The sequence below is a fragment of the Pseudomonas sp. MPFS genome, assembly GCF_022537035.1.
GTDB classification, from domain to species: Bacteria; Pseudomonadota; Gammaproteobacteria; order Pseudomonadales; family Pseudomonadaceae; genus Aquipseudomonas; species Aquipseudomonas sessilinigenes.
Genome location: NZ_CP066123.1, coordinates 4998931 through 5025478 on the forward strand (window position 1 = coordinate 4998931; position 26548 = coordinate 5025478).

The window sequence follows — 26548 nt, forward strand, 5'->3', positions numbered from 1 at the left end:
TTGTTGTTGCCAGCTCAAGAGCGTCGAGCATAGATCCGCGGCCAACAGGCCGCGACGATCATTCATTAGCCGTATGCGCGGCCATCGACCTACTTCTTGTGCTTCTTGTCGTGCCGCTCGCTGCGCTCGAACGCCTCCTCCAGCGCCCGGTTGAGGGTACGCAGGACCTTGACCCGGGCCCAGCGCTTGTCGTTGGCCTCCACCAGGGTCCAGGGCGCCACTTCGGTACTGGTGCGGTCGACCATATCGCCCACCGCAGTACGGTAGTCGTCCCACTTGTCACGGTTGCGCCAGTCGTCCTCGGTGATCTTGAAGCGCTTGAAGGGGATCTCTTCGCGCTCCTGGAAACGCTCCAGCTGGGTGTCCTTGTCGATGGCCAGCCAAAACTTCACCACGATCACCCGGGCATCGGCCAACTGCTCCTCGAAGTCGTTGATCTCGCTGTAGGCCCGCAGCCAGTCGGCCGGGCTGCAGAAGCCCTCGACCCGCTCCACCAGCACCCGGCCGTACCAGGAACGGTCGAAGATGGTGAACTTGCCCCGGGCCGGGATCTGCCGCCAGAAACGCCAGAGGTAAGGCTGCGCACGCTCGTCTTCGGACGGCGCGGCAATCGGCACGATGCTGTACTGGCGCGGGTCCAGCGCCGCCGCCACCCGGCGGATGGCGCCGCCCTTGCCCGCCGCATCATTGCCCTCGAACACCGCCACCAGGGCGTGCTTGCGCATGCGTTTGTCGCGCAACAGGCCGGCCAGGCGCGCCTGTTCGGTAATCAGTTGCTCTTCGTAGTCGTCCTTGTCCAGGTGCTGGGTCATGTCCAGGCTGTCCAGCAGGCTCAGCTGATCCACCGAGGGTGGCAACGGCGCGGCATTGACCTGGGCCGGCTTGAGGGGCATACGGGCCAGGGCGCTCTGCAATCCCTCCAGGAGAATCCGTCCCACGGTGAGGCTGCGGTAATGCGGGTCGACACCCTCGATCACATGCCAGGGCGCATAGTCGCGACTGGTGCGGCGCAACACCCGCTCGCCATACTTGACGAACTTGTCGTAGGTCTGCGATTGCTGCCAGTCCAGCGGGCTGATGCGCCAGCTGTGCAGCGGGTCTTCCTGCAAGGCCTTGAGCCGGGCCTTCATCTGTTTTTTGGACAGGTGGAACCAGAACTTGAAGATCAATGCGCCCTCATCGCAAAGCATCTTCTCCAGGCGTTCGGCAGCATTGATCGCCTGGTCCAGGCGCGGGTCCTTGATCTCTCCATGCACTCGCCCCTGGAGCATCTGGCTGTACCAGTTGCCGAAGAACACCCCCATGCGGCCCTTGGCCGGGAGCATCCGCCAATAGCGCCAGGCCGGTGGCCGCGACAGCTCCTCGTCGGTCTGCTGGTCGAAAGTACGCACCTCGATCAGGCGCGGGTCCATCCATTCGTTGAGCAGCTTGACCGTCTCGCCCTTGCCCGCTCCTTCCACGCCATTGATCAACACGATCACCGGGAACCTGGCCTTCTGGCGCAACTCGAACTGCGCCTCCAGCAAAGCTTCGCGCAAGGCCGGCACTTCGGCGTCGTAGGTTTCCTTGTCGATGGCGTGACCGATTTCAGCGGATTCGAACATGGGTGGCTCCCTTCCAAGAATTTTCCAAGACTAGCGGATGGCCCCAGGCCAGGGAAAACAAATCTCCGAGCACCAACGCCTTGCCATGGATCAAGCGCCAACCCGGTGATCGGCTAGAATGGCCGCCTTGCGCCACACGAGCCGAACATGACAGCAGAACTGCCCCACGCCCAGCTCGACTGGGACGACCAAGGACGCCCGCGTTCGCGGGTCTTCGACGATGTGTATTTCTCCACCGATTCGGGCCTGGATGAAACCCGCCACGTCTTCATCGAACAGAACCGCCTGGGTGAACGCTTCGCCGCCCTGGCCGCCGGCCAGCGCTTCGTCATCGGCGAGACCGGCTTCGGCACCGGGCTGAACTTCCTCTGCGCCTGGCAACTGTTCCGGCAACAAGCGCCGGCCGGCGCGCGCCTGCATTTCGTCAGCGTCGAGAAATACCCCCTGAGCCACGCCGACCTGCAGCGGGCCCTGGCCCTGTGGCCGGAACTGGCCGAGCTGGCGCAGCCGCTGCTGGGGCAGTACCAGGCGATCCACGGCGGTTTCCAACGCCTGGTGCTGGACGCAGGCAGGGTCACGCTGACCCTGCTGATCGGCGATGCCCTGGAGCAACTGCCGCAACTGGACGCCCAGGTAGACGCCTGGTTCCTCGACGGTTTCGCCCCCTCGAAAAACCCCGAGATGTGGACACCCGAGCTGTTCGCCGAACTGGCTCGCCTGGCCGCACCGGGCGCAAGCATCAGCACCTTCACCAGCACCGGCTGGGTGCGGCGCCTGTTGAACGCCGCCGGCTTCAAGATGAAGCGCACCCCGGGCATCGGTCATAAATGGGAAGTGCTGCGCGGTGAGTTCCTTGGCTGGCCCGAAGAAACTCCCGCTCCGGTAGCAGCCAAACCCTGGTTCGCCCGCCCACCGCGACAAGTCAAGACCGCCCTGGTGATCGGCGGCGGCTTGGCGGGTTGCTCCAGTGCCGCCAGCCTGGCCGCCCGTGGTTGGCAGGTTCAACTGCTCGAGCGCCATGGGCAACTGGCCCAAGAGGCCTCGGGCAATCCCCAGGGCGTGCTCTACCTCAAGCTGTCGGCCCACGGCACGGCGCTGTCGCAGATGATCCTCAGCGGCTTCGGCTATACCCGCCGCCAGCTGGAGCACCTGCAACGAGGCCTGGACTGGGACGGCTGCGGCGTCCTGCAACTGGCGTTCAACGCCAAGGAAGCCGAGCGCCAGGCACAACTGGCCACGGCCTTTGCCCACGACTTGCTGCATATCCTGGACCAGGAGCAAGCCCAGGCCCGGGCCGGCATTGGCCTGGAACACGGCGGGCTGTTCTTCCCCGAAGGGGGCTGGGTCCATCCGCCGGCGCTATGCCAATGGCAAGCCGGGCATTTAGGCATCCAGGTCCTGGCCCATCGACAGGTGCTGGAACTGCGCCGGGTCGACCAGCAGTGGCAGGCCTGGGACGGCGAACAGCTACTGGCCAGCGCTGCCGTGGTGATCCTCGCCGGCGCCGCCGAGATCAAGCAGTTTCCCCCCAGCGCCGAGTTGCCCCTCAAGCGCATCCGTGGGCAGATCACCCGCCTGCCGCAAACGACGCGCAGCCAGGCCCTGGCTACGGTGGTCTGCGCCGAAGGCTATGTCGCCCCGCCCCGGCTGGGGGAGCACACCCTGGGCGCCAGTTTCGACTTCAACAGCCAGGACCTGGCCCCGACCACCGCCGAGCACGCGGGCAACCTGGAGATGCTGCGGGAGATCTCCAACGATCTGCTGCAACGCCTGGACGCCGAGCACCTGCCCCTGGAAGACCTGCAAGGCCGTGCGGCCTTTCGCTGCACCAGCCCGGACTACCTGCCCATCGTCGGTCCGCTGGCGGATGCCGCCGCCTTTGCCCACACCTATGCCGCCCTGGGCCGGGACGCCCGCCAGGTACCGGACCTGCCCTGCCCCTGGCTCGAAGGCCTGTACATCAACAGTGGCCATGGCTCGCGTGGCTTGATCACTGCGCCGCTGTCGGGGGAGCTACTGGCCGCCTGGCTGGAAAACGAGCCCCTGCCACTGCCCAGGAGCGTGGCCGAGGCTTGCCACCCGAACCGCTTCGCCCTGCGCCGGTTGATTCGCGGCAAGCCCTGAAACAGAGCCTCTGCAACCGCTTACCCGAGGCGCAACCTGCTCCTTCCCTGCCCTACCCCGGTCCGTCCGGGGTTGGACAGGACCTGGCGCTTATAACCCATCGATCTAAAACTCCCGAGTTATGCACAGGTCAGTTTCCTGGTAGCCGTCATTTTGGCGGCGACGGATTGACTCTTCCCCAACGGAAAAAACCGGTAAGGACTTATGTGCGGATTAGCTGGAGAACTACGTTTCGATCACCAACCTGCCGACCTTGCGGCAGTTGAACGCATCACCCACCACCTCGCCCCCCGCGGCCCCGACGCCTGGGGCTTCCACAGCCAGGGCCCGATCGCCCTGGGCCATCGCCGCCTGAAGATCATGGACCTGTCGGACGGCTCGGCGCAGCCCATGGTCGATAACCAACTGGGCCTGTCCCTGGCCTTCAATGGCGCGATCTACAACTACCCCGAGCTGCGCGCCGAACTGGAAGCCAAGGGTTATGCCTTTCATTCCGGGGGCGATACCGAAGTACTGCTCAAGGGCTACCACGCCTGGGGCGCCGAGCTGCTGCCCAAGCTCAATGGCATGTTCGCCTTCGCCATATGGGAGCGCGACAGCAAGCGCCTGTTCCTGGCCCGCGATCGCCTGGGGGTCAAGCCCCTGTACCTGTCGCGCACCGGCCAGCGCCTGCGTTTCGCCTCGACCCTGCCGGCACTGCTCAAGGGCGGCGACATCGATCCGCTGCTCGATCCGGTCGCCCTCAACCACTACCTGAACTTCCATGCCGTGGTCCCGGCCCCCAGGACGTTGCTGGCCGGCATCGAGAAACTGCCGCCAGCCACCTGGATGCGCATCGAGGCCGATGGCCGCAGCGAGCAGCAGACCTGGTGGACCCTCGCCTACGGCCCGGCCGCCGACGAAACCCGGCTGACCCTGGAAGACTGGCGCGACCGGGTGCTGGACAGCACCCGTGAAGCGGTGGCCATCCGGCAACGGGCGGCGGTGGACGTCGGCGTGCTGCTGTCCGGCGGCGTCGACTCCAGCCTGCTGGTGGGCCTGCTGCGCGAAGTCGGGGTGGACGAGCTGTCGACCTTCTCCATCGGATTCCAGGATGCCGGCGGCGAACGGGGCGACGAGTTCCAGTATTCCGACCTGATCGCCCGGCACTACGGCACCCGCCATCACCAACTGCGCATCGCCGAGCACGAGATCATCGAGCAGTTGCCGGCGGCGTTTCGCGCCATGAGCGAGCCGATGGTCAGCCACGACTGCATCGCCTTCTATTTGCTGTCCCGGGAAGTGGCCAAGCACTGCAAGGTGGTGCAGAGCGGCCAGGGTGCCGACGAGTTGTTCGCCGGCTACCACTGGTATCCGCAGGTGGACGGCGCCAGCGACCCGTACGCTGCCTACCGCGATGCCTTCTTCGACCGCAGCTACGACGACTACGCCGCCACCGTGCAACCGCAGTGGCTGACCGCCAACGATGCCGCCGGTGATTTCGTCCGCGAACATTTTGCCCGGCCCGGGGCCGAGGCCTCCGTGGACAAGGCCCTGCGCCTGGACAGCACGGTGATGCTGGTGGACGACCCGGTCAAGCGCGTGGACAACATGACCATGGCCTGGGGCCTGGAGGCCCGCACGCCATTTCTCGACTATCGCCTGGTGGAACTCTCGGCCCGGGTCCCGGCGCGCTTCAAGCTGCCAGACGGCGGCAAGCAGGTACTCAAGGAGGCCGCGCGGCTGGTGATTCCCAGCGAGGTCATCGATCGCAAGAAAGGCTACTTCCCGGTACCGGGGCTCAAGCACCTGGAGGGCAAGACCCTGGACTGGGTCCGCGAACTGCTGCTGGACCCGAGCCAGGACCGCGGCCTGTTCAATCCGGCGATGCTCGACCGCCTGCTGACCGATCCCAGGGGCCAGCTGACGCCGTTGCGCGGCTCCAAGCTGTGGCAGCTGGCGGCGTTGAACCTGTGGCTCAGTGAACAAGGAATCTGACCGATGAAAGCCCATGCTACGGCCTACAGCCAACGCCTGCTGCGCGGCCAGGCCCCCTCCTACGAACGCTTGCAGGCGCGTTTTGCCGAAGACGGCAGCGAGCCAGGCAACGACCCGGTCGCCGTGCACTGCGGCTGGGGCCGCCTGCTGATCGGCCATACCTTCCCCGACGCCGCCCGGCTGGCCGAGGAACTGCTCAACGAGCGTCCCGGCGAGCGGGACATCGCGCTGTATGTGGCCGCGCCCCAGCAGGTGCTGGGGCTGGAGCCGGCGCAGCTATTTCTTGACCCCTCCGACACCCTGCGCCTGTGGTTCAGCGACTACCGCCAGGCCACCCGGGTATTCCGTGGCTTTCGTATCCGGCGTGCGCAAAGCGCCGCCGACTGGCAGGCCATCAACCAGCTGTACCTGGCCCGGGGCATGCTGCCCATCGATCCAGAGCGGCTGACCCCACGCCACCAGGGCGGGCCGGTCTACTGGCTGGCCGAGGACGAGGACAGCGGCGCCCTGATCGGCAGCGTCATGGGCCTGGACCATTACAAGGCCTACCAGGACCCGGAGCACGGCAGCAGCCTGTGGTGCCTGGCCGTGGACCCCGACTGCAGCCGACCGGGCGTTGGCGAGGTGTTGGTGCGCCACCTGATCGAACACTTCATGAGCCGTGGCCTGAGCCACCTCGACCTGTCCGTGTTGCACGACAACCGCCAGGCCAAGAACCTCTACGCCAAGCTGGGCTTTCGCACCCTCTCGACCTTCGCCATCAAGCGCAAGAACGGCATCAACCAGCCGTTGTTCCTTGGCCCTGGCCCCCAGGCGCAGTTCAACCCCTATGCCCGGATCATCGTCGAGGAAGCCCATCGCCGGGGTATCGACGTACAGGTCGATGACGCCACCGCCGGCCTGTTCACCCTCAGCCACGGCGGGCGCCGGGTGCGCTGCCGGGAATCCCTGAGCGACCTGACCAGCGCCATCAGCATGACCCTGTGCCAGGACAAGAGCCTGACCCACAAGGTGCTCAAGGACGCCGGACTGAACCTGCCGGCCCAGCGCCTGGCGGGTAACGCCGATGACAACCTGGAGTTCCTCGACGAGCATCGACGGGTGGTGGTCAAGCCCCTGGACGGCGAACAGGGCCAGGGGGTGGCGGTGGACCTGCGCAGCATCGAGGAGGTGCAGCAGGCCATCGACCAGGCTCGCAAGTTCGACAGCCGGGTGCTGCTGGAAAGCTTCCACGAGGGCCTGGACCTGCGCATCCTGGTGATCGGCTTCGAAGTGGTGGCCGCGGCCATCCGCCGCCCGGCACAGATCATCGGCGATGGCCAGCACTCCATCGGCGCGTTGATCGAAGCCCGCAGCCGCCGACGCCAAGCGGCCACCGGTGGCGAGAGCCGGATTCCCCTGGACCACGAGACCCAGCGCACCCTGCACGCCGCCGGCTACGACTACAACAGCGTGCTGGAACCCGGCGAGCTGCTATGCGTGCGGCGTACCGCCAACCTGCACACCGGCGGCACCCTGGAAGACGTCACCGACATCCTCCATCCGCAGCTGGCCGATGCCGCGGTGCGCGCGGCCCGGGCCCTGGATATCCCGGTGGTCGGCCTGGACCTGTTGGTGCCGGCGGCGGACCAGCCCGAATACGTGTTCATCGAAGCCAACGAGCGTGCCGGGCTGGCCAACCACGAACCGCAACCGACGGCCGAGCGCTTTGTCGACCTGCTGTTCCCCCTCAGTCAACCAACCCCCTGAGCCCCTGGGACCTGCGGCGCCAGCGAGTGCCGCAGGTCTTGGACGAAGCCATCGCAGGGCGTTTTTTCATCAGGAGTTTCCATGACCCGCAAGATCGCCGAACCGGACCTCGCCTACCTGCAGAAGGTCCTCCTGGAAATGCTCGCCATTCCCAGCCCCACCGGTTTCACCGACACCATCGTGCGCTATGTCGCCGAGCGCCTGGAAGAACTGGGCATTCCCTTCGAATTGACCCGGCGCGGCACCATCCGCGCCACCCTCAAGGGCCAGAAGAACAGCCCCGACCGGGCCGTCTCGGCGCACCTGGACACCATCGGCGCCAGCGTCCGCGCGGTGAAGGACAACGGCCGCCTGACCCTGGCGCCGGTGGGCTGCTGGTCCAGCCGCTTCGCCGAGGGCAGCCGGGTCAGCCTGTTCACCGACAACGGCGTGCTGCGCGGCAGCGTGCTGCCGTTGATGGCCTCCGGGCACGCCTTCAACACCGCGGTGGACGAGTTGCCCATCAGTTGGGACCACATCGAGCTGCGCCTGGACGCCTACTGCACCACCCGCGCCGACTGCGAATCCCTGGGCATCGGCGTGGGGGACTTCGTCGCGTTCGACCCCCTGCCGGAGCTCACCGAAAGCGGCCATATCAGCGCCCGGCACCTGGATGACAAGGCCGGGGTCGCGGCCCTGCTGGCCGCCCTCAAGGCCATCGTCGACAGCGGCGAACCCTTGTCGATCGACTGCCACCCACTGTTCACCATCACCGAGGAAACCGGTAGCGGTGCCGCCGCAGCCCTGCCCTGGGACGTCAGTGAATTCGTCGGCATCGACATCGCCCCGGTCGCTCCGGGCCAGCACTCCAGCGAGCATGCGGTCAGCGTCGCCATGCAGGACTCCGCCGGCCCCTACGACTACCACCTGTCCCGGCACCTGCTGCGCCTGGCCGGGGAGCACGAGTTGCCGGTACGGCGCGACCTGTTTCGCTATTACTTCAGTGACGCCCATTCGGCGGTCACCGCCGGCCACGATATCCGCACTGCGCTGCTGGCCTTCGGTTGCGACGCCACCCATGGCTACGAACGGACCCATATCGACAGCCTGGCTGCACTGGCCCGGCTGCTGAGCGCCTACATCCTCAGCCCGCCGGTGTTCGCCAGCGACGCCCTACCGGCCCAGGGTTCCCTGGATCGCTTCAGCCACCAACTGGAGCACGATGCGCAAATGGAGAGCGAGACCCGGGTGCCCTCGGTGGACAGCCTGGTGGGCAACCGCTCCTGAGAACCAGCCAGGGGTTTGTGCACGCGGTGGCTGGCGGCGCGCACCTGGCCCCGGTAGCATCCGGGATTGTTTGCCGGAGCCCCCCTTATGCTGATTCCCCACGAGCTGCTTGAAGTCGACACCCTGACCCGCCTGATCGAGGACTTCGTCACCCGCGAAGGTACCGACAACGGCGATGAAACACCGCTGGAAACCCGAGTCCTGCGGGTTCGCCAGGCCCTGGGCAAGGGGCAGGCAGTAATCGTCTTCGACCCCGACAGCGAGCAGTGCCAGTTGATGCTCAAGCACGACGTGCCCAAGGAACTGTTCGACTGAAACACCGCCGGGTCGGGGCTCAAGGGGTCGTGAATCGCGGGCCGAACAGGATGATGCTGGCCCCGATCACACATAGCCCCAGCCCCAGCCAATCCGAGCCCAGGGGCCGGACCCGCTCCACCACTGCCAGCCAGCCAATCGACGCCACGATATAGATGCCCCCGTAGGCGGCATAGGCGCGCCCGGCGTAGGCGGCCTCGACCTTGGTCAGCAGCAGGGCGAACAGGGTCAGGCTGACCAACGCGGGGATGACCCACAGGGCGCTCTTGCCCTGGCGCAACCACATCCAGAAGGCATAGCAGCCGAAGATTTCGAACAGCGCGGCGAGGAAGAACCACAGGTAGTTGAGCATGCAAAGTCTCGTCAGGATTGCCAGATGCCGGCAACCCTAACCAGACCCGGACCCGCGGGCAAGTTCAGCTGGCGCCCTGCCTGGCCTTGGCCCGCATCTTGTCGGCCATCAGCGTCATCTCGTCGTACAGCACCTGGGGGTTCTTCTGCTTCAAGGCCCAAGCCATGCGCCCCTGTTCATGGGGCAGGATCATGAATTGGCCAGCCTCGACCTGGGCATGGATGTAGTCGGCGATCTGGGTCGCGGAAATGGGCGAACTTTCCAGCAGCTTGCCCACCTGGGCCTTCATGGCCGGGGTCGGGCCACGGAAGGAGTCCAGCAGGTTGGTCTGGAAGAACGACGGGCACACCACGTGAACGGCGATTTCCTGCTGCGCCAGCTCGACCAGCAGGCTCTCGGAGAGCGCCACCACACCAGCCTTGGCCACGTTGTAGTTGCTCATCGCCGGCCCCTGCATCAGTGCCGCCATGGAGGCGATGTTGATGATCTTGCCCTTGCTCTGCTCCAGCAGCGGCAGGAAGGCCTTGCAGCCCTTGACCACGCCCATCAGGTTGATCGCGATCTGCCAGTCCCAATCCTCCAGGGACAGCTCGCTGAAGAAGCCACCGGAAGCCACGCCGGCGTTGTTGACGATGATATCGATGCCACCGAACTTGAGCTCGCAAGCCTGGGCGAACGCGGTCAGTTGGCTGTAGTCACGCACATCGCAGCGCTGCACGAAGCCATCGCCACCCGCCTCGCGCACCAGCTTCAGGGTTTCCTGCAAACCGGTTTCGTTGACATCGGACAAGGCCAGCCGCCAACCCTCACGCGCCCAGCGCAAAGCGATTTCGCGCCCCAGACCGGAGCCCGCGCCAGTGATCATCATGCGGTTTTGCATAAGAGTTGCCTTGTTGTTCCGGGAAAGATGAGCGCCAGTGTAGCGAAGGCCCCGACCTCACCCATGCACCATCAGGGTGCTGAATGGCGCGGGCAAACCCGTGCCTCGGTCCCAGGCCTGTCCTGGCCACTCTCCGTGCCTGGAACTGGCAACCGGCAGGCAATGAACTTGAATCTTCCCTGCCCTACCCAGGTCGGAATCAGTAGGAGCGTCGCTGCTGCAGGACCGACAGTCCTGCAGCAGCCGGCCATCGAACAACACACCAGGCAAGGACATCGATATGGGCACTCTTTTGATCATCATCCTGATTCTGCTGCTGATTGGCGGCCTGCCGGTATTTCCCCATTCAAGAAGCTGGGGCTACGGTCCCTCGGGGCTCATTGGCACGGTGCTGGTGGTGCTGCTGGTCTTGCTGTTGCTTGGCAGGATCTAGCCCGTCGCCTCGCCCACGACCAGCCACCTAGCGTTATTCCCGGTTTCCCCCAGGCAAAAAAACACCCCTGCAGGAGGGGTGTTCAGTCAGTCAGCTAACAGGCCGGGAATCAGTCGGGCTTGCCATTGACCACGCCTGCGGTGTTATCCATCAGGCTCTTGGTAGCGGTCTGCAGGAACGACTCCAGCTTCTGCTTGAGTTGGGCCTCATCGGCGGCCTCGGGGATCTGCTCGCCAGTAGGGTTGCTGCCCAGCTCATACTTGTACAGCCGCGGCGGCATGTCCTTGGGCAGTACCAGCACGCGATCGGCCGTCAGCAGGGCTACGGTCTGGTCGCTGCCGGACGGCTTGATCACACCAAAGCCCTTGTCACCTTCCGGCAGGTTGAGCAAGTCACGTCCCCAGCACTGATGCAGCACATCACCACCCAGGCGGCCCATGATGGTCGGCACGATGTCGATCTGGGTCCCCACAGTGTGGTCACGCTGGCCGAACTTCTCCTGGATGCCCGGAGCGATCATCAGCATCGGCACGTTGAAACGCCCCAGGTCCATTTCGGTGATCTGCTGCTCGTTGCCAAAACCATGGTCACCGACCACGACAAACAGCGTCTCCTTGAAGTAGGGCTCCTTGCTCGCCTTCTCGAAGAACTGGCCCAGGGCCCAGTCGGAGTAACGCATGGCGGTCAAGTGTTCGTTGAGGCTGCCACGATCGGTCACCTTCTCCACCGGCAACGGTGTCGGCAACGCGTACGGCGTGTGGTTGGACAGGGTTTGCAGCAGGGCGTAGAACGGCCCCTTGCCTTCCCGGGCCTTCAGCTCTTCCAAGCCACGATTGAACATATCCTGGTCGGACACGCCCCAAGTCGGATCGGAGAACACCGGGTTGACGAAGTCGTTACGGCCGATGAAGTTGGTCATGCCCTGGTTGCTGAAGAACCCCGACTGGTTGTCCCAGGCGAAGTCGCCATTGTAGACATACACATCATCGAACTTGCGCGCGCTGAGCAGTTGCGGCAGGCCGGAAAGCTTGTGGCTGCCTTCCGGGGTCTGCATCAGGTATTCGAAACCTGGCAGGTTGGGGAAGCAGGCCATGGTGGCGAACATGCCCTGGTGGGTATGAGTGCCGTTGGAGAAGAAGCGATCGAACAGCAGGCCCTGCTTGGACAGCTTGTCGAAATACGGAGTGATTTCCCCAGGACGTCCCAAGGCCCCCACAGAATGTCCAGCAAAGCTTTCCATGAGGATGACGACGACATTCTTGATCGGCAGGGTCTTGTCGGCATCCGGCGTGTAGTTACGGCGTACAGCTGCAATGTCGGCATCCACCAGCTTATCGCTCGGGACCAGCAGCATGTCGCGTACGGTCTGCTGTGCCTCAGGCTGGGGCAGGGTCGCCTTCCAGATATTGGTCCGGTCCTCGGACATGCGGTCCTTGGCGGCGGCGAGCAATTGCAGCGTGCCGTTAAGGCCCAGCTGGTTGGCGAAGTTCGACTCAGTGGTGTAGACATCGCCCCAGCGCATGGGCGGGCCTTGGCGCAGGGTGCCACGGGCAGCGACCACGCAGATCACCAGGCACACCACGAATACCGCCAGCCGGGTATACCAGGGAGCGACCTGGCGGGTCCCGATGTTGCCACCGCTGAATGGGCCACGAGGGCGGGTGGCACGGTCGGCCCCCTTGAACGCCAGGCTCAGCAGCCAGGTTCCCACGGCCCAGGCCAACAGATAGCGAACCACCGGGAAGCCATACCAGAGCATGCTCATCACGGTCTTCGGATCTTCCTTCACGTATTGGAAGACCAGGCCGTTGAGGCGCTGGTGGAATTCGCGATAGAAGTCCATCTCCATCAGGCCGAGGAACAACGCGATGCTGGACGTCACGGTCAGCCAGAAGCGCAGCACGCCACGGGCAGCCATGGCTCGGGCGCTGAACAGCGCCAGGACCAGGGGCACGCTGATATAGACCACCAGGCGCAGGTCGAAACGCAGCCCGTTGGCGAACGCCTCGAGGAAGGTCGAGGCCGGCGTGTCGAGAATCATCTCGCGGTTGTAGATCAACAGCGCAACGCGCAACAGGGAGAGCATCACCATCATGACCAGCGCACAAAGGAGCGTGTAGGCCAGGTGGGATTTAACGGTCGGTTGCAGCAGGCGATTCGAGGATCGCTGCTGGCTCAGGGCATCCGAGTTTGCCATGTCGTTTTAGGACCCATTGGAAGTTAAATTGCAAAAAGCTAGCGGCGTTCTGCCCTCTTGTTTGCCACCAGGGCGCCGGGGAAATACGCGGTGCGCGAATGTTGCACGATCACTCAAGGCATTGCCATTGATTCGTGGAAGACCGCGTCACCCACGTTACCAATGGCTCTGGCACAAGAGATTGCAGGGGGTTATACCGAGGAATAAGCGCCGGGGAATTGTCTTAAAGCGTTTGTGAAAATTTCGTTCAACGCATGTTTAGTCACAAAAAAGGGCCTTGCGGCCCTTTTTCATGTAACCACTTGCGGCACCGTCCACCTTGGGATTCAGAGACGGACATCACCTCGTGGGCCGGCAATGGCCCAGATGATCAACCCAAGCACCGGCAGGAAAATGATCAGCAGTACCCAGAGGATCTTCATCCCGGTCTCGGCACCGCTTTTCAGGACGTTGATGATGGCCCAGATATCCAGGGCCAGGATGATCAGGCCGACCAGGCCGTTGAAGGTGGAACCCATGATGTCGCTCCCGAATGATGGCATGTTTCTTCTAGGATAGCCGGGGCGTGGCAGGGTTCCGTTTTATTCCGGTGCCGCGGACAACTCAAACGTGCAGCGCAACCTTCAATGCTTCCAGGGCTGGGGCTGCGCTGATCCCGACTTCGGCACACAGTTCCAGGACCCGTGGCACATCGTTGCCGTAGACCAGCACCATCTGCAATTGGTCGTCGAGCAACTGGCTGAAATTCATCAGCACATAACCGCCGTTCTCCGGATTCATGCTACCCATCTGGATCTGGATACGGTTCAGGGCGGTCAACGCCTCGGTCTTGGCCAGCTGCTTGGGCTTGATATTGAAGGACACTTCCTGCCCGAACGAAGCCACGATCCCGGAGAACAGCTCCACATAGGTGTCCGCCTGGAACAGCACGGTATCAGGCAGGCTGCCGACCACCACCCACTCCCCCAGGGGAATGGGAAAGCTGTCGTCGTAGTTGATATCGGGATTGGCCGCCAGGAACGCCTCGGGGTCGGCATACGCCTGGGCCGCTTCGTCCGCGATGCGCTGGATCTCGGCATCGCCCATGCACCCGGAGCTGATTTTGCTGATGAGTTCGATAAGGGCGGTTTTCATGGGCATATCCTGCAGGCAAGGGAATTTCGAGGGCGCGAAGGATAGCCTAAAGTGCAGCGTTGCTCCTATTGCCGTCACGAGGGCACCCAGCCCTCGTACGGCCCACAGCGTCAACCCAGGATTTTTTCCAGTTGCGCCGTGGTATCGGCAGCCCCCATGGTCCTGGCTGCCTCAAGGGCATTGACGCCATTGGCATCACGAGCCTTGGGATCAGCCCCCTGGCCGATCAGGTAGGTCACGATCTCGGTACGGTTGAACATCGCCGCCATCATCAAGGCAGTGCGCCCATCGAAGGAGGCCCCTTCCACCTGCGCTCCACCCTCTACCAGCGCCTGGACCACCGCCAGGTCACCCTTGAAAGCGGCACCGGCAATCGGGCTCTGGCCGTTGTCATTACGGATCTCAGGGTCGGCCTTGTGCTTGAGCAGTACCTTTACCGCATCCACATGCCCGTAGTAGGCAGTGAGCATCAGCAAGGTGTCACCCTTGTGATTGCGCAGGTTGACCGGCAGGCCACCAGCGGCCAGCCGGTCGAGCATCTGGGCATCGCCCTGGCGAGCGACGTTGAATACCTGCTCGACAAACTGGGCAGCCTCGTCTTCGGTCATCTGGCGGCTTTTGTCGGTCATCGGAAACTCCAGGTTCGGCAAATCGGAAAGCCGCTAGTTTCCCCAAGCCAACCGCGGCCTGTCATCCCCTTTTTCCCAAGAGCGGCCATAGACAGAATCAATAGCGCAGGCGACCGCCCTGGATATCGGCCAGAAGCTGCGGGGTCAGCCGCACATAGGTGTCCGTGCCCGGCAACCAGGCATAGACCGGATCGTCGCCAGTGTGCTCAAGATCGAAGGCCTGCTCCTTGAGGCGGCTCTTCTGGTACTTGAAAGTACCGGTGGTATCCATCTTCACCTTGATCCGCAAGAACAGCGGTACCGCGTAGGACGGCAGTTGCTGCCTGGCAAACTGCAGCAAGGCATTGAAGTCCAGGGTCGCCAGGGACTCCGCCGGCGTAATCGCCACCATCCCGGCCCGCCCGTTGGTGTTGTGGATTTCAACCCCATAGGCCACCACCTCGGCAATCTGCGGGTGCCCCAGGAGAATATTCTCCACTTCGGTGGTCGACACGTTTTCGCCCTTCCAGCGATAGGTGTCGCCCAGGCGATCGACGAACTGCACATGGCCGAAGCCTATGTCGCGTAGCAAGTCGCCGGTATTGAAGTAGCTATCGCCCTTCTCGAACACATCCTTGAGGATCACCTTGAGGTTCTTCTCCGGGTCGGTGTATCCATCCAGGGGCGCCTTGTCATCGATCTTCGCCAGCAGCAGGCCCTGCCCCCCCTTGGCAACCTTCTGCATAAAGCCCTGGCTATTGCGCAAGGGCGCACCGGTGTCGTGGGCGTACTCCACCAGGGCCCAGGGGATCAGGGAAAAACCCACGGTATTGTCGAAGTTGAGAATATTGCTGAAGCCGATATTGCCGTCGCTGGCGGCATACAGCTCGCAGATATGATTCACGCCAAAGCGCTGCTTGAACTCGCTCCAGACACCTGGTCGCAAGCCGTTGCCGATCATCTTGAAGACACCATGGTCGTTATCGCGCTCAGAGCCCGGCTGGTCGATCAGGTAACGGCACAATTCACCGACATAACCGATGGTGGTCGCCTTGAAGCGCCGGGCATCGTCCCAGAACTGGCTGGCGCTGAACTTGCGGCGGATGGCGAAACCCGAGGCACCGGTGATGGCCGAGCCCCAGCACACGCACAGGCCCGTGGCGTGGTAGAGCGGCAAGGTGCAATACACCACATCCGCAGGCTGCATATCCAGGGCGATGGTGCCGAAGCCGGCACTGGTGCGCATCCAGCGCCCATGCTTGAAGATCCCGGCCTTGGGCAGGCCCGTGGTGCCGGAGGTGTAGATATAGAAGCAGGGGTCGTCGAGAAAGACCTGCTGGGTCTGGGGCAGGTTGTCCGACGGGTATCCAGCACTCTCGGCCATCACATTGACCAGCCCCTCGGGAGTCGGGCCAGGATCGGCCAGGGTGTCTTGATCGGCCACGTACCAGGTGCGTCGCGAGTCGATTCCGACCTGGTCGCGCACCGCCGAATAGGCGCCCAGCAACTCGGCACCGACCACGATTGCCACCGGCTTCACCAACGCCAGGCTGTGTACCAGCACACCCTGGGTCTGCGCGGTATTGACCATGGCACAGATGCCCCCCAGCTTGGCCACCGCCAGCACGGTGACCAGCAACTCGGGGCGATTCTCGATGAAGATCGCCAGCACATCGCCCTTGACGATGCCCTGCCCCTGCAAGTAGGCCGCGATGCGGTTGGCCCATTGATTGACCTGGGAATAACTCAGCACCCGGTCGCCACACAGCAAGGCCGGACCATCGGGATTGCGTCTGCTTGCTTGCTCGAAGCTCCAGCCCAGGCCACAGGGCTGGTCGGGTTTCTCGATGTTCCCTGCCTTCATGCCGCGCACCACCCGTGGCAGTGCCCTGGCAATGGACGGCACCTTACGCAGCATCATGCCCCAGGTGATCATGTCGCTCTTGTGCTTGTTCATGGTTGCTCCGATTCGACGACGAAGGTCTGTCCCGGCAAGCTGCCGGGCATTGGCAACAGATCGCACCAGGCTCAGCCCGGGATGGCGATCCGACAGGCCGCCAGGCCACGATCACGGGCCACGTCACGGAGGGAAAAAAGGCAGGGTTGGCGCCAGGCCCCGAAAAGAGCCGGCGGTACGGTGCAGAGATATTTCATGGAGGCGTCCTATGTTCTTATTATCCGTCGGGCGGGATCGCAAGATCGCGCCGCTACACATTCCATGTCGCTGGAACCCACCCTCAAGCACCTGCGCAAGGAGCCTACTGCCAGGGGGTAACGAGCTGAAAAATACGTCAGCGATCTCGAGCCTGTACACGAGGTTTTTGCAAACTTTTGTATCTCTGCAGCGACCTCGCCGGCCCTGTTCCACCCATTGAAATTTATCCTCTGGGCAGCGCTCGCATTCCATGCCTTAAGGCCCTGCCTGACCTTGCGACAACCTGCAAAATGCAGGGTGCACGATGCCCGTTCATGCATTTTGCACGAACTGATTTTCTTGACACAAATATAACTAATTGATTTATAAAGACTTTTTAAAAAGACAATACTGGCACAATCACTGCACCTATCACTTCACGTTGCCCTTCAAGCACTCACGGAGCTGATAGACATGAGCCTGATCCAAGAAAAGTTTTCTTCCCTGTTCTCCAACTTCGAAGTGACCACCCTGGCCCGCCCCGATGGCGGCATCCTGCTGACCCTGCGCAATAGCGAGGGCAAGGAATTCAAGCGCTCGATCTCCTATGCGCAGCTACATGCCTCGGACCAGTTGTCCTGGGTCATCAGTGCCATTCGCCGTGACTTGGCCGAACAGGCCAGCGAATTGCCCCAGATCTCGATGCTGCAAAGCCAGAACCGCTTCGCCCTGCCGACTTACCACTCCCTGTAAGCCGCGCTGGATTCAAGTGCTCGGGCCGACCCCACCTTGCGTGGCGTCGGCCCGAGTGCATTGGGGGACAGGTTTGTTACTAGTCTTCCAGGCGTGGGAAACGGCTGGCGATATCATCGCCAGTGGCCCTCGCGGCCTGCGCTGCATCTTTGCCGGACAAACGGACGGCCAGCAGATTCGGGCGCTCCCCCATATCGAACCAATGAGCGATACCCGCTGGCAGCGACACCAGGTCATGCCTTTCGCACACCAGGCCATAGACGTAGTCATCGATGTGCAAGTAGAGCAGGCCACGTCCGGCGACGAACCAGTGTGCCTGGGCGACATCCAGCCGCTGCTCCTCGGGAAGATTGGCATCGATATCCGCGAAACTGCCCTTGCGGCTGAGCACGGCGAACGAGCCATGGCCACGTTCGACCGACAACTGATCGAGCGCCTCCCGGCAGGCTGCCAGTACCTCCTGCTCGGCGGTTCCCGGCTCGACCCGAACGCTGGCCGGCCAGCGCTCGAAACCAACGCCCCGCTCGACCAGGGTCGCGGCGATATCCTCGAAGTGGGTCAACACCTTGTTCGGCAGGTCCGGGCTGGATACGTGATAGACGGACAGGCTGCTCATCATGCAATTCCTCGGTTTCGGTAACACCCCAAGGGCCGCCTGGGGCTACACATCAGCTGGCAGCTTCTTCAACTAAAGAAAGCCAGGGCAGTTAGGGTGACTTGAAAGCATGCACCCCAGGACAGGTTCAAGACCTCTCCTCGGGCATGCGGGTGGCAATGATAACGGCTGCAGCCAGGGCCGCGACGCTCGCCATACTAAAGGTCAATGTCGCCCCCAGGGCATTCCAGCTATAGCCTGAATACAGGGCCCCCAGGGCGCCCCCAGTACCCGCCAGGGCTGCGTAAAGCGCCTGGCCCTGGCCTTGCTGGCGTGCGCCGAAGCTGCGTTGGACGAAATGAATGGCCGCCGCATGGAAGCTGCCGAAAGTCGCGGCGTGCAGCACCTGGGCCAGCAACAGCACCCAGAGGAACTCCGCCAGGCTGCCCAGGAGCAACCAGCGCAGGGCTGCCAGCAGGAAACTGGCCAGCAGCACCCGGCGCACGGAAAACCGCGCCAGGATCCGGCTCATGGCCAGGAACATCAGCACTTCGGCCACCACCCCCAGAGCCCAGAGCATGCCGATCAGGCCACGACTGTAGCCCAGTCGCTCCAGGTGCAGGGTCAGGAAGGTGTAGTAAGGCCCATGGCTCATCTGCATCAGTGCCACGCACAGATAGAAAGCCAGCACGCCAGGCTTGAGAAGCTGCTGGACAAAACCCTCGCCTGCCGGGCGCTGCCCATGGGCCTGGGGTTGGGCGTTGGGCACCCACAAGCTGCTGAGCACGATACCGCCCATGATCACCACCAGCGTGACCGGGTAGATATCCAGGCTCAACCACTCGAACAGTCGCCCCAGGGCCACCACCGTGAGAATGAAACCGATGGACCCCCAAAGGCGAATCTGGCTGTAGCGCGAGGCCTGGCCCTGCAAATGGGCCAGGGTGATGACCTCGAACTGCGGCAGGACCGCATGCCAGAAGAATGCATGCAGGGCCATGACCATCGCCAGCCAGGCGTAGCTCTTGTCGACGAAGATCAGAGAGAAGCTGGCCAGCGTGCAAACGGCGCCAAAGCGCACGATAGCCAGGCGCCGGCCGGTGTAGTCGCCAAGCCAGCCCCAGAGGTTCGGCGCCACGCACCGCATGAGCATGGGGATGGCCACCAGCTCGCCGATCCGCGCGCTGGAAAACCCCAGGTGGTCGAAATACAGCGCCAGGAATGGCGCGGTCGAACCCAGCAGCGCGAAATAGAACAGGTAGAAACTGGAAAGCCGCCAGTACGGCAATGCCGCCACGGTCATCAGACCGCGGCGACTGGCAGAGCCACCATTACAGCTGGCCCAGCACTGGGGTACCGACCCGTACGTCGGCGTTCTGGCCGCGATGACGCAGCAAGTGATCCATCAACACGATGGCCATCATCGCCTCGGCGATCGGTGTGGCGCGGATGCCGACACATGGGTCGTGACGGCCCTTGGTGATCACGTCCACCGGGTTACCGTCGACATCGATGGAGCGGCCCGGGGTGGTGATGCTGGAAGTCGGCTTGAGGGCCAGGTGGGCAACGATCGGCTGGCCCGAGGAGATGCCACCGAGGATGCCGCCGGCGTTGTTGCTGAGGAAACCTTCCGGCGTCAGCTCGTCCCGGTGTTCCGTGCCACGCTGGGCCACCGAAGCGAAACCGGCACCGATTTCCACGCCCTTGACCGCGTTGATGCTCATCAGCGCATGGGCCAGCTCGGCGTCCAGGCGATCGAAGATCGGCTCGCCCAACCCAGGCATCACGCCCTCGGCAACGACGGTGATCTTCGCGCCCACGGAATCCTGGTCACGGCGCAGCTGGTCCATGTAGGCCTCCAGCTCCGGCACCTTGTCCGGATCAGGGCTGAAGAAGGCGTTGTCCTCCACGCTGTCCCAGGTCTTGAAGGGGATTTCGATCGGGCCCAGCTGGCTCATGTAGCCACGCACCACGATGCCCTGGCTGGCCAGGTACTTCTTGGCAATGGCACCGGCTGCCACGCGCATGGCGGTTTCCCGCGCCGAGCTGCGACCGCCGCCACGATAGTCGCGGATCCCGTACTTGTGGTGATAGGTGTAGTCAGCGTGGGCTGGGCGAAACAGATCCTTGATCGCCGAGTAGTCCTTGGATTTCTGGTCAGTGTTGCGGATCAGCAGGCCAATGGAGCAGCCGGTGGTCTTGCCTTCGAAGACCCCGGAGAGGATCTCGACCTCGTCGGGCTCCTGGCGCTGGGTGGTATGGCGGCTGGTGCCGGGCTTGCGTCGATCGAGGTCGCGCTGCAGGTCCTGCAGGGACAGCTCCAGGCCCGGCGGACAGCCGTCGACAATGGCGACCAACGCCGGCCCATGACTTTCGCCTGCGGTGGTGACAGTGAACAGCTTGCCGTAGGTATTGCCGGACATGCGGGATGCTCCATGAAATCAGCTGGAATGACTCAATCTGGACCAGGGCCTGTTACGGCTTGTCGATCATCCATCGACCTACGGCAACAGCTCCCAGCAGCGCGCCAGTATACGCAGGCAACCCAACTAGTTCATCCTCGAACCTTCTGTTCCCTGCCGAGTCCAACCGGCACCTTATCCATGATGGCGTGATGATGCTGCGAGCCCTTCTGCTGAGTCTTCTACTGTTCACCGGCCTGGCCCAGGCCACCATCCTGCAGCGCCCCATCAGCCTCGACACCGGGCACGGCGAGCTGTACGGCTCGCTATTGCTGCCCAAGTCAGAGCAACCGGTGCCAGTGGTCTTGATCATTTCCGGTTCCGGGCCGACCGACCGCGACGGCAACAATCCCGACGGTGGCCGCACCGACAGCCTCAAGCGCCTGGCCTGGGTCCTGGCCCGGCACAACATCGCCAGCGTGCGCTACGACAAGCGTGGCGTGGCCGCCAGCCTCGCGGCCACCCCGGATGAGCGCAACCTGACCCTGGATGCCTACGTGGCCGATGCCGTGGCCTGGGGCAACAAGCTCAAGGCCGATCCACGCCTGGGACGCCTGATCGTACTGGGACACAGCGAAGGCGCATTGATCGCCAGCCTCGCCGCCCCGCAACTGGACGCTGCCGGGGTGATCTCCATCGCCGGCACCGCCCGCCCGGTGGACCAGGTCCTGCGCCAGCAACTGAGCTATCGCCTCCCCCCGGCATTGATGGTGCGGGCCAACGAACTGCTCGACAGCATCAAGTCCGGCAAGGTCGATAGCGACGTGCCAGCGGCGCTGCAGGTCATCTTCCGCCCCAGCGTGCAGCCCTACCTGATCACGCTGTTTCGTGAAGATCCGGCCGCCGCCTTTGCCCGCTTGAAAATGCCGGCACTGATCGTCCAGGGCAGCAACGACATCCAGGTCAGCGTCGACGATGCCAAGGTGCTCAAGGCCGCCAAGCCGGATGCCCGGCTGACGTTGATCGAGGGCATGAACCATGTGATGCGCATCGTGCCCAACGATCTTCGGCGCCAGCTGGACTCCTACAAGGACCCGCAACTTCCGCTGGCGGCACAGTTGGGCAGCACCGTCATCGATTTTATTGACGGACTTCACACCCGTTAGCAGGTGTTAACCCTCCAGTCCTGGAAAAAACGGCCGATAAGCCTTTGCCGGCCGTTCGATTGCTGTCGGCGCACAGCGATTGGACAGGACTTTGCGTTATGACTGATACCCAGAATTCACCTGCTGCCGAGCAGGAAGAGGCCGCCCCGGAGCGGGCTCCACTGCCTTGGGCGGATGTCCAGGTCGAACATCGCAAGATGCTACGCCTGGCGCCCTTGCAAACCGATCGTGCTACGGGTGCACGCCCCCTGCGCTTTATCGAGTTTGGCTATGCCGAACGCAGTAACAAGGACTACAGCCTGCTACGCATGGTTGTCAGCCTGCCTGGCCAACGGGTCCGCAAGGAACAGAATCACCTGGACGTGTGGGTCGAGCACGAAACCCGTCGGGTATTCTTCGAGCCCGAAAGCGGCTTGCAGATCGAACCGCTGAATCGTGGTATCGGTCGCTTCCTACTGGCGCAAGCCACGCAATGGGCGCAAAAGAAGTGGTCGCACTACCGGGTCGATGGTTTCGAGCTGGCCAACAAGGATGCACTGAACGAAGACACCCGACTGCGCCGCGACCATGTGTTGCGCACCCTGGGCCTGGATGTGGTGTATGCCGATGCCCAGCATCTCAAGGGCAGCGTCAAGGATATCCAGGTCGGTGAGTTGCAGAGCCAGTGGAACACCGAGAAGCTGCAGTTCGTGGAAATCCTCGAAGCCGCACAGATGCTCCAGCAGGCCGAGCAGAACCTGGAAGAGCTGGAAGGCAAGCTGCGCAAGCAGGAAGAGAAAGTCACCAAGTACAAGCGCGAAGACACCGGCTTGCGCTTCACCATCACCTGCCTGGTGGCCTTCGCGGTGTTCCAGGCCGGGCTGCTGATCTGGATCGCGACTCACCGCTGAGTCGCGACCACATTGCCCATGGCCCGTATTGCACGGGCCGGCGAATCCCTCAGAGACGCGAAGCGAACAACGCCTGGTGCTGACGGCATTGTTCGGCGGTCAGCATGAACACTCCATGGCCACCGCGCTGGAAATCCAGCCAGGCGAAATCGACCTCTGGATACAGCGCCTCGACGTGCACCTGGCTATTGCCCACCTCGACGATCATCAATCCCTTCTCGGTCAGGTGATCGGCGGCTTCGGCCAGCATGCGCCGCACCAGGTTCAAGCCATCGTCACCACAGGCCAGGCCCAGTTCCGGCTCATGCTGGTACTCCTCGGGCATGTCGGCAAAATCCTCGGCATCGACGTAAGGCGGATTGGAGACGATGAGGTCGAAACGCTGTCCCGGCAGGCCAGCAAAGCCGTCGCCCTGCACAGTGAAGACTCGCTCATCGACGCCGTGGCGCTCGATGTTCTGGTTGGCGACTTCCAGGGCCTCGAAGGACAGGTCGGCCAGTACCACCTCGGCCTCGCGGAACTCGTAGGCACAGGCGATGCCGATGCAGCCGGAGCCGGTGCACAGGTCGAGGATTCGCGCCGGCTCATTGGCAAGCCACGGCTCGAAGCGCTTCTCGATCAGTTCACCGATGGGCGAACGGGGAATCAGCACGCGTTCGTCGACCACGAACGGCAAGCCACAGAACCAGGCTTCCCCTAGCAGGTAGGCCACGGGCACGCGGTCTTCGATACGGCGCTTGAGCAAATGCTGCAGATGGACCAGCTCGTTGTCTTCCAACGCGCAGTCCAGGTAGCTATCGGCAATTTCCCACGGCAGATGCAAGGCACCCAGCACCAGCTGGCGAGCTTCGTCCCAGGCATTATCGGTGCCATGGCCGAAGAACAGATTCTCCCCATGAAAACGGCTGACGGCCCAGCGGATATGGTCACGCAAGGTGCGAAGACGGGAAGTGATCACGGAACAGACTCCTGACAAAACGACCGGCGATTCTAACAGCCAAAACCGTTGCCGACTAAGCGTGAAAACCATCGCGGCACAATCGACCTGTCACTGCCCGGCCCTTCCCCAAACAGCGCTCGACGATGGTCCTTGACATGGCTGTAAGCCAGCAACGACGCCCCTTACGTTAGTAGCGATTCACAGAAGCGCTCCGCCAGAGGACAATGTCGCAAAAGCCCCACTCACAGGAGCCCCAGAATGTCCGTTCCAAAGACGATGTTTCAACTCAGCGGTCGTGGTTATGCGGCGGCCAACTTGAGCCACGCGACCCTTGTGATCATCGACGCCCAGAAAGAGTACCTCAGCGGCCCCCTGGCCCTGTCCGGCATGGATGCTGCGGTAGCCAACATCCGCCAACTGCTGGCAGCGGCCCGTGCCGCCGGTCGGCCCATCGTGCATGTGCGCCATCTCGGTACCGTCGGCGGCCTGTTCGACCCCCAGGGCGAACGCGGCGAGTTCATCCCAGGCCTTGAACCCCAGGGTGACGAAACCATCATCGGCAAGCTGCTGCCCAGCGCGTTCCATGGCACCGAACTTGAAAAACGCCTGCAGGATCTCGGCTCGCTGGACCTGATCGTGGCCGGTTTCATGAGCCATTCCAGCGTCAGCACCACCGTGCGCGCGGCAAAGAACCTGGGCTTTCGCTGCACCCTGGTGGAAGATGCCTGCGCCACCCGCGACCTGCCCCACAAAGGCGGCATCCTCAGTGCCGAACACGTCCAGCAGACCGAAATGGCGATCATGGCCGACAACTTCGCTACCCTCGCCCTGACGGCCAGCCTGATCTGATCGTCCCTGATGAGCGGCTGATCGCCGCTCATCCATGAATGCCTCGCATTTGCAGCAATTACCCGAGCCTCAGGAACCACCCGAGCAACTTCCGGTCGAAGGGCCGATACCCACTGAGGAAGGTCGGAATGAAGATATCCGATGGTTTTGACGCACGTCGGCTGCGGCCCAAGAGCCCGCGGAACTGGCGCCTGCGCTTGGGAGCGGCATTCTCCGCGTTGCTGGCGACCTGCGGCATCCTGCTGGCTATGGCCGGCTTCGCGAGCCTGCTCGGACGCATCCCCGCGCTGGGCGAGGTCAACGCCCGCCCGCTGGGCTCGACGATCATCCTCCTGCTCGGCCTGGTGGTGCTGTATATCGGCATCCGCCTATGGCGCCGCTGCCGCCGCCGCATGCGCCAGCCACTCGCGCTGAACATGGCTCCACACCTGATGAAAAAACACGACTGACACTTCCAAGGCGCAATTTACGCGCCTTGCTGCGTGCCGACTTGGGTAAACTAGCCGCCCTTCGCGGAGGCTGACATGCAAGACGACGACTTTTCCCTGTTCAAGAACGAGATGCGCGGCATCAAGCCGATCAAGCATGATCGTGCCGAAACAGGCAAACCCAAGACCGATCGGGCGCAGATCGCCAAGCTGCGCCAGGCCGCCACCATTCGTAGCGAAACCACCACGGTGGACGGACTGTCCGACCAGTTCGTGATCGATGTAGGTCCTGAAGATGAGCTAATGTGGGCCCGTGACGGCGTCCAGGACAGCCAGATGCGCAAGCTGAAATTGGCCCAGATTCCCTTTGAAGGTAGCCTCGACCTACACGGAATGACCGTGGAAAAGGCTCGAGAAACCCTCTGGGCGTTTCTTGCCGAAGCCACCAAGCTGGAGGTTCGCTGCGTACGGGTCACCCACGGCAAGGCCGTGCGCCTGGATGGCAAGCGCCCCATGATCAAGAGCCATGTCAACACCTGGCTGCGCCAGCATCCACAGGTACTGGGCTTTGCCTCCTGCCAGGCCAAGCACGGCGGTACCGGAGCGCTGTACGTGATGCTCAAACGCACCATGATGGAAGGCCGCGACGAATAAAGGCGCTGCGTCACGCTTGCAGCGCCGTGCCCGCCACCGTACCCTTGCCCTTTGCGTAAATCCCACAGGTAGTTTCATGTCCCTGGAACAGAATTACACCGCGATCCTCGGCCAACTGGGCGAGGACGTCTCCCGCGAGGGCCTGCTCGATACGCCCAAGCGCGCCGCCAAAGCCATGCAGTATCTTTGCCGCGGTTATGCACAAACCCTGGAAGAAGTCACCAACGGTGCCTTGTTCAGCTCCGACAACAGCGAAATGGTGCTGGTCAAGGACATCGAGCTCTACTCGCTGTGCGAACACCACCTGCTGCCTTTCATCGGCAAGGCCCATGTGGCCTACATCCCTAGCGGCAAGGTCCTGGGGCTGTCGAAGGTCGCGCGCATCGTCGACATGTACGCTCGTCGCCTGCAGATCCAGGAAAACCTCAGCCGGCAGATCGCCGACGCCGTCCAGCAAGTAACCGGCGCCCTGGGCGTGGCCGTGGTGATCGAAGCCAAGCACATGTGCATGATGATGCGCGGTGTGGAGAAGCAGAACTCGTCGATGATCACCTCGGTGATGCTCGGCGAATTCCGCGAGAATGCCGCGACCCGCAGCGAGTTCCTCAGCCTGATCAAGTGACGGGCGGAGAGTGAAAAGACCGGCGTTGATCGCCGGTTTTTTTCGCCTGGCAAAAATCAGGTAAGCTGCCGCCCCTTCATTCATGGGCAAGAGGCAACACCGTGATCGTCAAAGCGCTGCGAGTCGGCCTGGGCCAACTCATCATTTTCATCGACTTCATCACCCGCCCGCGCAAGCAAAAGCGCAGCGCCGCCGCCCAGGCCCAGGTCGAACAGGCCGCCAAGGGCCTGCGCCTGTACCAGTTCCACGCCTGCCCCTTCTGCGTGAAAACCCGCCGTACCTTGCACCGCCTGAACGTGCCGGTGGCACTGCATGACGCCAAGAACAACCCGCAGGACCGCCAGGCCTTGCTGGAGCAAGGTGGCAAGATCAAGGTGCCGTGCCTGCGCATCGAGGAAAACGGCCAGACCACCTGGATGTATGAATCCAAGGTGATCATCGACTACCTGAACCAGCGTTTTTCCGCCGCCTGAATC

26 protein-coding genes are annotated in these 26548 nt (G+C 63.1%); 14 read left to right on the top strand and 12 right to left on the bottom strand.

The genetic code is table 11. The annotated features are described in order from the left end of the window. Nucleotides 1–89: 89 nt before the first annotated feature. Nucleotides 90–1604, bottom strand: a complete 1515-nt coding sequence (gene pap, locus I9018_RS22750) for a polyphosphate:AMP phosphotransferase (protein ID WP_241107569.1) — start codon at nt 1602–1604, stop codon at nt 90–92. 147 nt (nt 1605–1751) lie between these two features. On the opposite strand from pap, the gene mnmC reads away from it, so the two are divergent. The 5 genes from mnmC (at nt 1752) to I9018_RS22775 (ending at nt 9035) form a co-directional block, all read left to right on the top strand. Next, on the top strand, nt 1752–3728 hold the full coding sequence (gene mnmC, locus I9018_RS22755; protein ID WP_241107570.1) for a bifunctional tRNA (5-methylaminomethyl-2-thiouridine)(34)-methyltransferase MnmD/FAD-dependent 5-carboxymethylaminomethyl-2-thiouridine(34) oxidoreductase MnmC: 1977 nt from the start codon (nt 1752–1754) through the stop codon (nt 3726–3728). 204 nt (nt 3729–3932) lie between these two features. Further along, nucleotides 3933–5705: an N-acetylglutaminylglutamine amidotransferase gene (locus tag I9018_RS22760; protein ID WP_241107571.1), complete on the top strand. Its 1773-nt coding sequence runs from the start codon at nt 3933–3935 to the stop codon at nt 5703–5705. 3 nt (nt 5706–5708) lie between these two features. Further along, the gene (ngg, locus tag I9018_RS22765) at nt 5709–7454 is read left to right on the top strand and encodes an N-acetylglutaminylglutamine synthetase (protein WP_241107572.1); all 1746 of its coding nucleotides are present in this window, start codon (nt 5709–5711) and stop codon (nt 7452–7454) included. An 81-nt stretch (nt 7455–7535) separates the two neighbouring features. Beyond that, nucleotides 7536–8720 (top strand): osmoprotectant NAGGN system M42 family peptidase, encoded by a 1185-nt coding sequence (locus I9018_RS22770; RefSeq protein ID WP_241107573.1) that lies wholly within the window; start codon nt 7536–7538, stop codon nt 8718–8720. Nucleotides 8721–8807: 87 nt separating this feature from the next. After that, a complete protein-coding gene (locus I9018_RS22775) occupies nt 8808–9035 on the top strand; it encodes a YheU family protein (protein ID WP_068587640.1) in 228 nt (75 codons plus the stop codon). 19 nt (nt 9036–9054) lie between these two features. On the opposite strand, the gene I9018_RS22780 is transcribed toward I9018_RS22775, so the two are convergent. After that, nucleotides 9055–9387, bottom strand: a complete 333-nt coding sequence (locus tag I9018_RS22780) for a YnfA family protein (RefSeq protein WP_068587638.1) — start codon at nt 9385–9387, stop codon at nt 9055–9057. Nucleotides 9388–9451: 64 nt separating this feature from the next. Continuing rightward, nucleotides 9452–10267 carry an SDR family oxidoreductase gene (locus I9018_RS22785; protein ID WP_068587636.1) on the bottom strand — a complete coding sequence of 272 codons (816 nt, stop codon included), beginning with the start codon at nt 10265–10267 and terminating at the stop codon, nt 9452–9454. A gap of 274 nt (nt 10268–10541) precedes the next feature. Between I9018_RS22785 and I9018_RS22790 the strand changes: the two genes are divergently transcribed. Continuing rightward, entirely contained in the window at nt 10542–10700 is a 159-nt protein-coding gene (locus I9018_RS22790; RefSeq protein ID WP_176719818.1) for a DUF3309 family protein, read from the top strand. 109 nt (nt 10701–10809) lie between these two features. Here the strand turns inward: I9018_RS22790 and I9018_RS22795 are convergent, their stop codons facing one another. The 5 genes from I9018_RS22795 to I9018_RS22815 form a co-directional block, all read right to left on the bottom strand. Beyond that, on the bottom strand, nt 10810–12897 hold the full coding sequence (locus I9018_RS22795; RefSeq protein WP_068587632.1) for an LTA synthase family protein: 2088 nt from the start codon (nt 12895–12897) through the stop codon (nt 10810–10812). 326 nt (nt 12898–13223) lie between these two features. After that, nucleotides 13224–13415, bottom strand: a complete 192-nt coding sequence (locus I9018_RS22800; protein WP_068587630.1) for a PLD nuclease N-terminal domain-containing protein — start codon at nt 13413–13415, stop codon at nt 13224–13226. Between the two features lie 85 nt (nt 13416–13500). Then, complete coding sequence (locus I9018_RS22805; RefSeq protein WP_241107574.1) at nt 13501–14031, bottom strand: hypothetical protein; 531 nt, start codon at nt 14029–14031, stop codon at nt 13501–13503. A gap of 110 nt (nt 14032–14141) precedes the next feature. Further along, nucleotides 14142–14660, bottom strand: coding sequence for an ankyrin repeat domain-containing protein (locus I9018_RS22810; RefSeq protein ID WP_068587626.1), 519 nt, complete (start codon nt 14658–14660; stop codon nt 14142–14144). Nucleotides 14661–14757: 97 nt separating this feature from the next. Further along, entirely contained in the window at nt 14758–16596 is a 1839-nt protein-coding gene (locus I9018_RS22815; RefSeq protein ID WP_241107575.1) for a long-chain-acyl-CoA synthetase, read from the bottom strand. A 651-nt stretch (nt 16597–17247) separates the two neighbouring features. Between I9018_RS22815 and I9018_RS22820 the strand changes: the two genes are divergently transcribed. After that, nucleotides 17248–17526 (top strand): DUF3509 domain-containing protein, encoded by a 279-nt coding sequence (locus I9018_RS22820; protein WP_068587622.1) that lies wholly within the window; start codon nt 17248–17250, stop codon nt 17524–17526. A 79-nt stretch (nt 17527–17605) separates the two neighbouring features. Here the strand turns inward: I9018_RS22820 and I9018_RS22825 are convergent, their stop codons facing one another. The 3 genes from I9018_RS22825 to aroC all read right to left on the bottom strand — a co-directional run bounded on the left by I9018_RS22825 (nt 17606) and on the right by aroC (nt 20544). Beyond that, nucleotides 17606–18142, bottom strand: a complete 537-nt coding sequence (locus I9018_RS22825) for an acireductone dioxygenase (RefSeq protein ID WP_241107576.1) — start codon at nt 18140–18142, stop codon at nt 17606–17608. Nucleotides 18143–18269: 127 nt separating this feature from the next. After that, the gene (locus I9018_RS22830; RefSeq protein ID WP_164823717.1) at nt 18270–19424 is read right to left on the bottom strand and encodes an MFS transporter; all 1155 of its coding nucleotides are present in this window, start codon (nt 19422–19424) and stop codon (nt 18270–18272) included. Nucleotides 19425–19452: 28 nt separating this feature from the next. Then, nucleotides 19453–20544 (bottom strand): chorismate synthase, encoded by a 1092-nt coding sequence (gene aroC, locus I9018_RS22835; RefSeq protein WP_068587617.1) that lies wholly within the window; start codon nt 20542–20544, stop codon nt 19453–19455. A 191-nt stretch (nt 20545–20735) separates the two neighbouring features. Between aroC and I9018_RS22840 the strand changes: the two genes are divergently transcribed. Continuing rightward, nucleotides 20736–21689: an alpha/beta fold hydrolase gene (locus I9018_RS22840; protein WP_068587614.1), complete on the top strand. Its 954-nt coding sequence runs from the start codon at nt 20736–20738 to the stop codon at nt 21687–21689. Nucleotides 21690–21787: 98 nt separating this feature from the next. Then, nucleotides 21788–22579: a hypothetical protein gene (locus I9018_RS22845; RefSeq protein WP_068587612.1), complete on the top strand. Its 792-nt coding sequence runs from the start codon at nt 21788–21790 to the stop codon at nt 22577–22579. A 49-nt stretch (nt 22580–22628) separates the two neighbouring features. On the opposite strand, the gene prmB is transcribed toward I9018_RS22845, so the two are convergent. Beyond that, nucleotides 22629–23537: a 50S ribosomal protein L3 N(5)-glutamine methyltransferase gene (gene prmB / locus I9018_RS22850; RefSeq protein WP_068587610.1), complete on the bottom strand. Its 909-nt coding sequence runs from the start codon at nt 23535–23537 to the stop codon at nt 22629–22631. A gap of 240 nt (nt 23538–23777) precedes the next feature. Here prmB and I9018_RS22855 point away from each other — a divergent pair, with 240 nt between their 5' ends. From I9018_RS22855 to I9018_RS22875, 5 genes are all read left to right on the top strand, one after another. Beyond that, nucleotides 23778–24368, top strand: a complete 591-nt coding sequence (locus I9018_RS22855) for a cysteine hydrolase family protein (RefSeq protein WP_068587608.1) — start codon at nt 23778–23780, stop codon at nt 24366–24368. A gap of 128 nt (nt 24369–24496) precedes the next feature. Continuing rightward, nucleotides 24497–24817, top strand: coding sequence for a hypothetical protein (locus tag I9018_RS22860; RefSeq protein WP_241107577.1), 321 nt, complete (start codon nt 24497–24499; stop codon nt 24815–24817). 75 nt (nt 24818–24892) lie between these two features. Further along, nucleotides 24893–25450, top strand: coding sequence for a Smr/MutS family protein (locus I9018_RS22865; RefSeq protein WP_068587604.1), 558 nt, complete (start codon nt 24893–24895; stop codon nt 25448–25450). Between the two features lie 76 nt (nt 25451–25526). Continuing rightward, nucleotides 25527–26072, top strand: coding sequence for a GTP cyclohydrolase I FolE (folE, locus tag I9018_RS22870; protein ID WP_011062625.1), 546 nt, complete (start codon nt 25527–25529; stop codon nt 26070–26072). Nucleotides 26073–26173: 101 nt separating this feature from the next. After that, entirely contained in the window at nt 26174–26545 is a 372-nt protein-coding gene (locus I9018_RS22875) for a glutathione S-transferase N-terminal domain-containing protein (protein ID WP_241107578.1), read from the top strand. The last annotated feature ends 3 nt before the right edge of the window (nt 26546–26548 follow it).

What these genes read in the sequence shown, in the direction of transcription:
- I9018_RS22760 (WP_241107571.1), top strand. Translation starts at nt 3,933, where the DNA reads ATGTGCGGATTAGCTGGAGAACTACGTTTCGATCACCAACCTGCCGAC.
- I9018_RS22865 (WP_068587604.1), top strand. Translation starts at nt 24,893, where the DNA reads ATGCAAGACGACGACTTTTCCCTGTTCAAGAACGAGATGCGCGGCATC.
- I9018_RS22800 (WP_068587630.1), bottom strand. Translation starts at nt 13,415, where the DNA reads ATGGGTTCCACCTTCAACGGCCTGGTCGGCCTGATCATCCTGGCCCTG.
- I9018_RS22775 (WP_068587640.1), top strand. Translation starts at nt 8,808, where the DNA reads ATGCTGATTCCCCACGAGCTGCTTGAAGTCGACACCCTGACCCGCCTG.
- I9018_RS22805 (WP_241107574.1), bottom strand. Translation starts at nt 14,031, where the DNA reads ATGAAAACCGCCCTTATCGAACTCATCAGCAAAATCAGCTCCGGGTGC.
- I9018_RS22845 (WP_068587612.1), top strand. Translation starts at nt 21,788, where the DNA reads ATGACTGATACCCAGAATTCACCTGCTGCCGAGCAGGAAGAGGCCGCC.
- I9018_RS22815 (WP_241107575.1), bottom strand. Translation starts at nt 16,596, where the DNA reads ATGAACAAGCACAAGAGCGACATGATCACCTGGGGCATGATGCTGCGT.
- pap (WP_241107569.1), bottom strand. Translation starts at nt 1,604, where the DNA reads ATGTTCGAATCCGCTGAAATCGGTCACGCCATCGACAAGGAAACCTAC.
- I9018_RS22820 (WP_068587622.1), top strand. Translation starts at nt 17,248, where the DNA reads ATGAGCCTGATCCAAGAAAAGTTTTCTTCCCTGTTCTCCAACTTCGAA.
- I9018_RS22770 (WP_241107573.1), top strand. Translation starts at nt 7,536, where the DNA reads ATGACCCGCAAGATCGCCGAACCGGACCTCGCCTACCTGCAGAAGGTC.
- folE (WP_011062625.1), top strand. Translation starts at nt 25,527, where the DNA reads ATGTCCCTGGAACAGAATTACACCGCGATCCTCGGCCAACTGGGCGAG.
- I9018_RS22855 (WP_068587608.1), top strand. Translation starts at nt 23,778, where the DNA reads ATGTCCGTTCCAAAGACGATGTTTCAACTCAGCGGTCGTGGTTATGCG.
- I9018_RS22825 (WP_241107576.1), bottom strand. Translation starts at nt 18,142, where the DNA reads ATGAGCAGCCTGTCCGTCTATCACGTATCCAGCCCGGACCTGCCGAAC.
- I9018_RS22795 (WP_068587632.1), bottom strand. Translation starts at nt 12,897, where the DNA reads ATGGCAAACTCGGATGCCCTGAGCCAGCAGCGATCCTCGAATCGCCTG.
- aroC (WP_068587617.1), bottom strand. Translation starts at nt 20,544, where the DNA reads ATGTCCGGCAATACCTACGGCAAGCTGTTCACTGTCACCACCGCAGGC.
- I9018_RS22840 (WP_068587614.1), top strand. Translation starts at nt 20,736, where the DNA reads ATGATGCTGCGAGCCCTTCTGCTGAGTCTTCTACTGTTCACCGGCCTG.
- mnmC (WP_241107570.1), top strand. Translation starts at nt 1,752, where the DNA reads ATGACAGCAGAACTGCCCCACGCCCAGCTCGACTGGGACGACCAAGGA.
- I9018_RS22810 (WP_068587626.1), bottom strand. Translation starts at nt 14,660, where the DNA reads ATGACCGACAAAAGCCGCCAGATGACCGAAGACGAGGCTGCCCAGTTT.
- ngg (WP_241107572.1), top strand. Translation starts at nt 5,709, where the DNA reads ATGAAAGCCCATGCTACGGCCTACAGCCAACGCCTGCTGCGCGGCCAG.
- I9018_RS22785 (WP_068587636.1), bottom strand. Translation starts at nt 10,267, where the DNA reads ATGCAAAACCGCATGATGATCACTGGCGCGGGCTCCGGTCTGGGGCGC.
- I9018_RS22830 (WP_164823717.1), bottom strand. Translation starts at nt 19,424, where the DNA reads ATGACCGTGGCGGCATTGCCGTACTGGCGGCTTTCCAGTTTCTACCTG.
- I9018_RS22780 (WP_068587638.1), bottom strand. Translation starts at nt 9,387, where the DNA reads ATGCTCAACTACCTGTGGTTCTTCCTCGCCGCGCTGTTCGAAATCTTC.
- I9018_RS22860 (WP_241107577.1), top strand. Translation starts at nt 24,497, where the DNA reads ATGAAGATATCCGATGGTTTTGACGCACGTCGGCTGCGGCCCAAGAGC.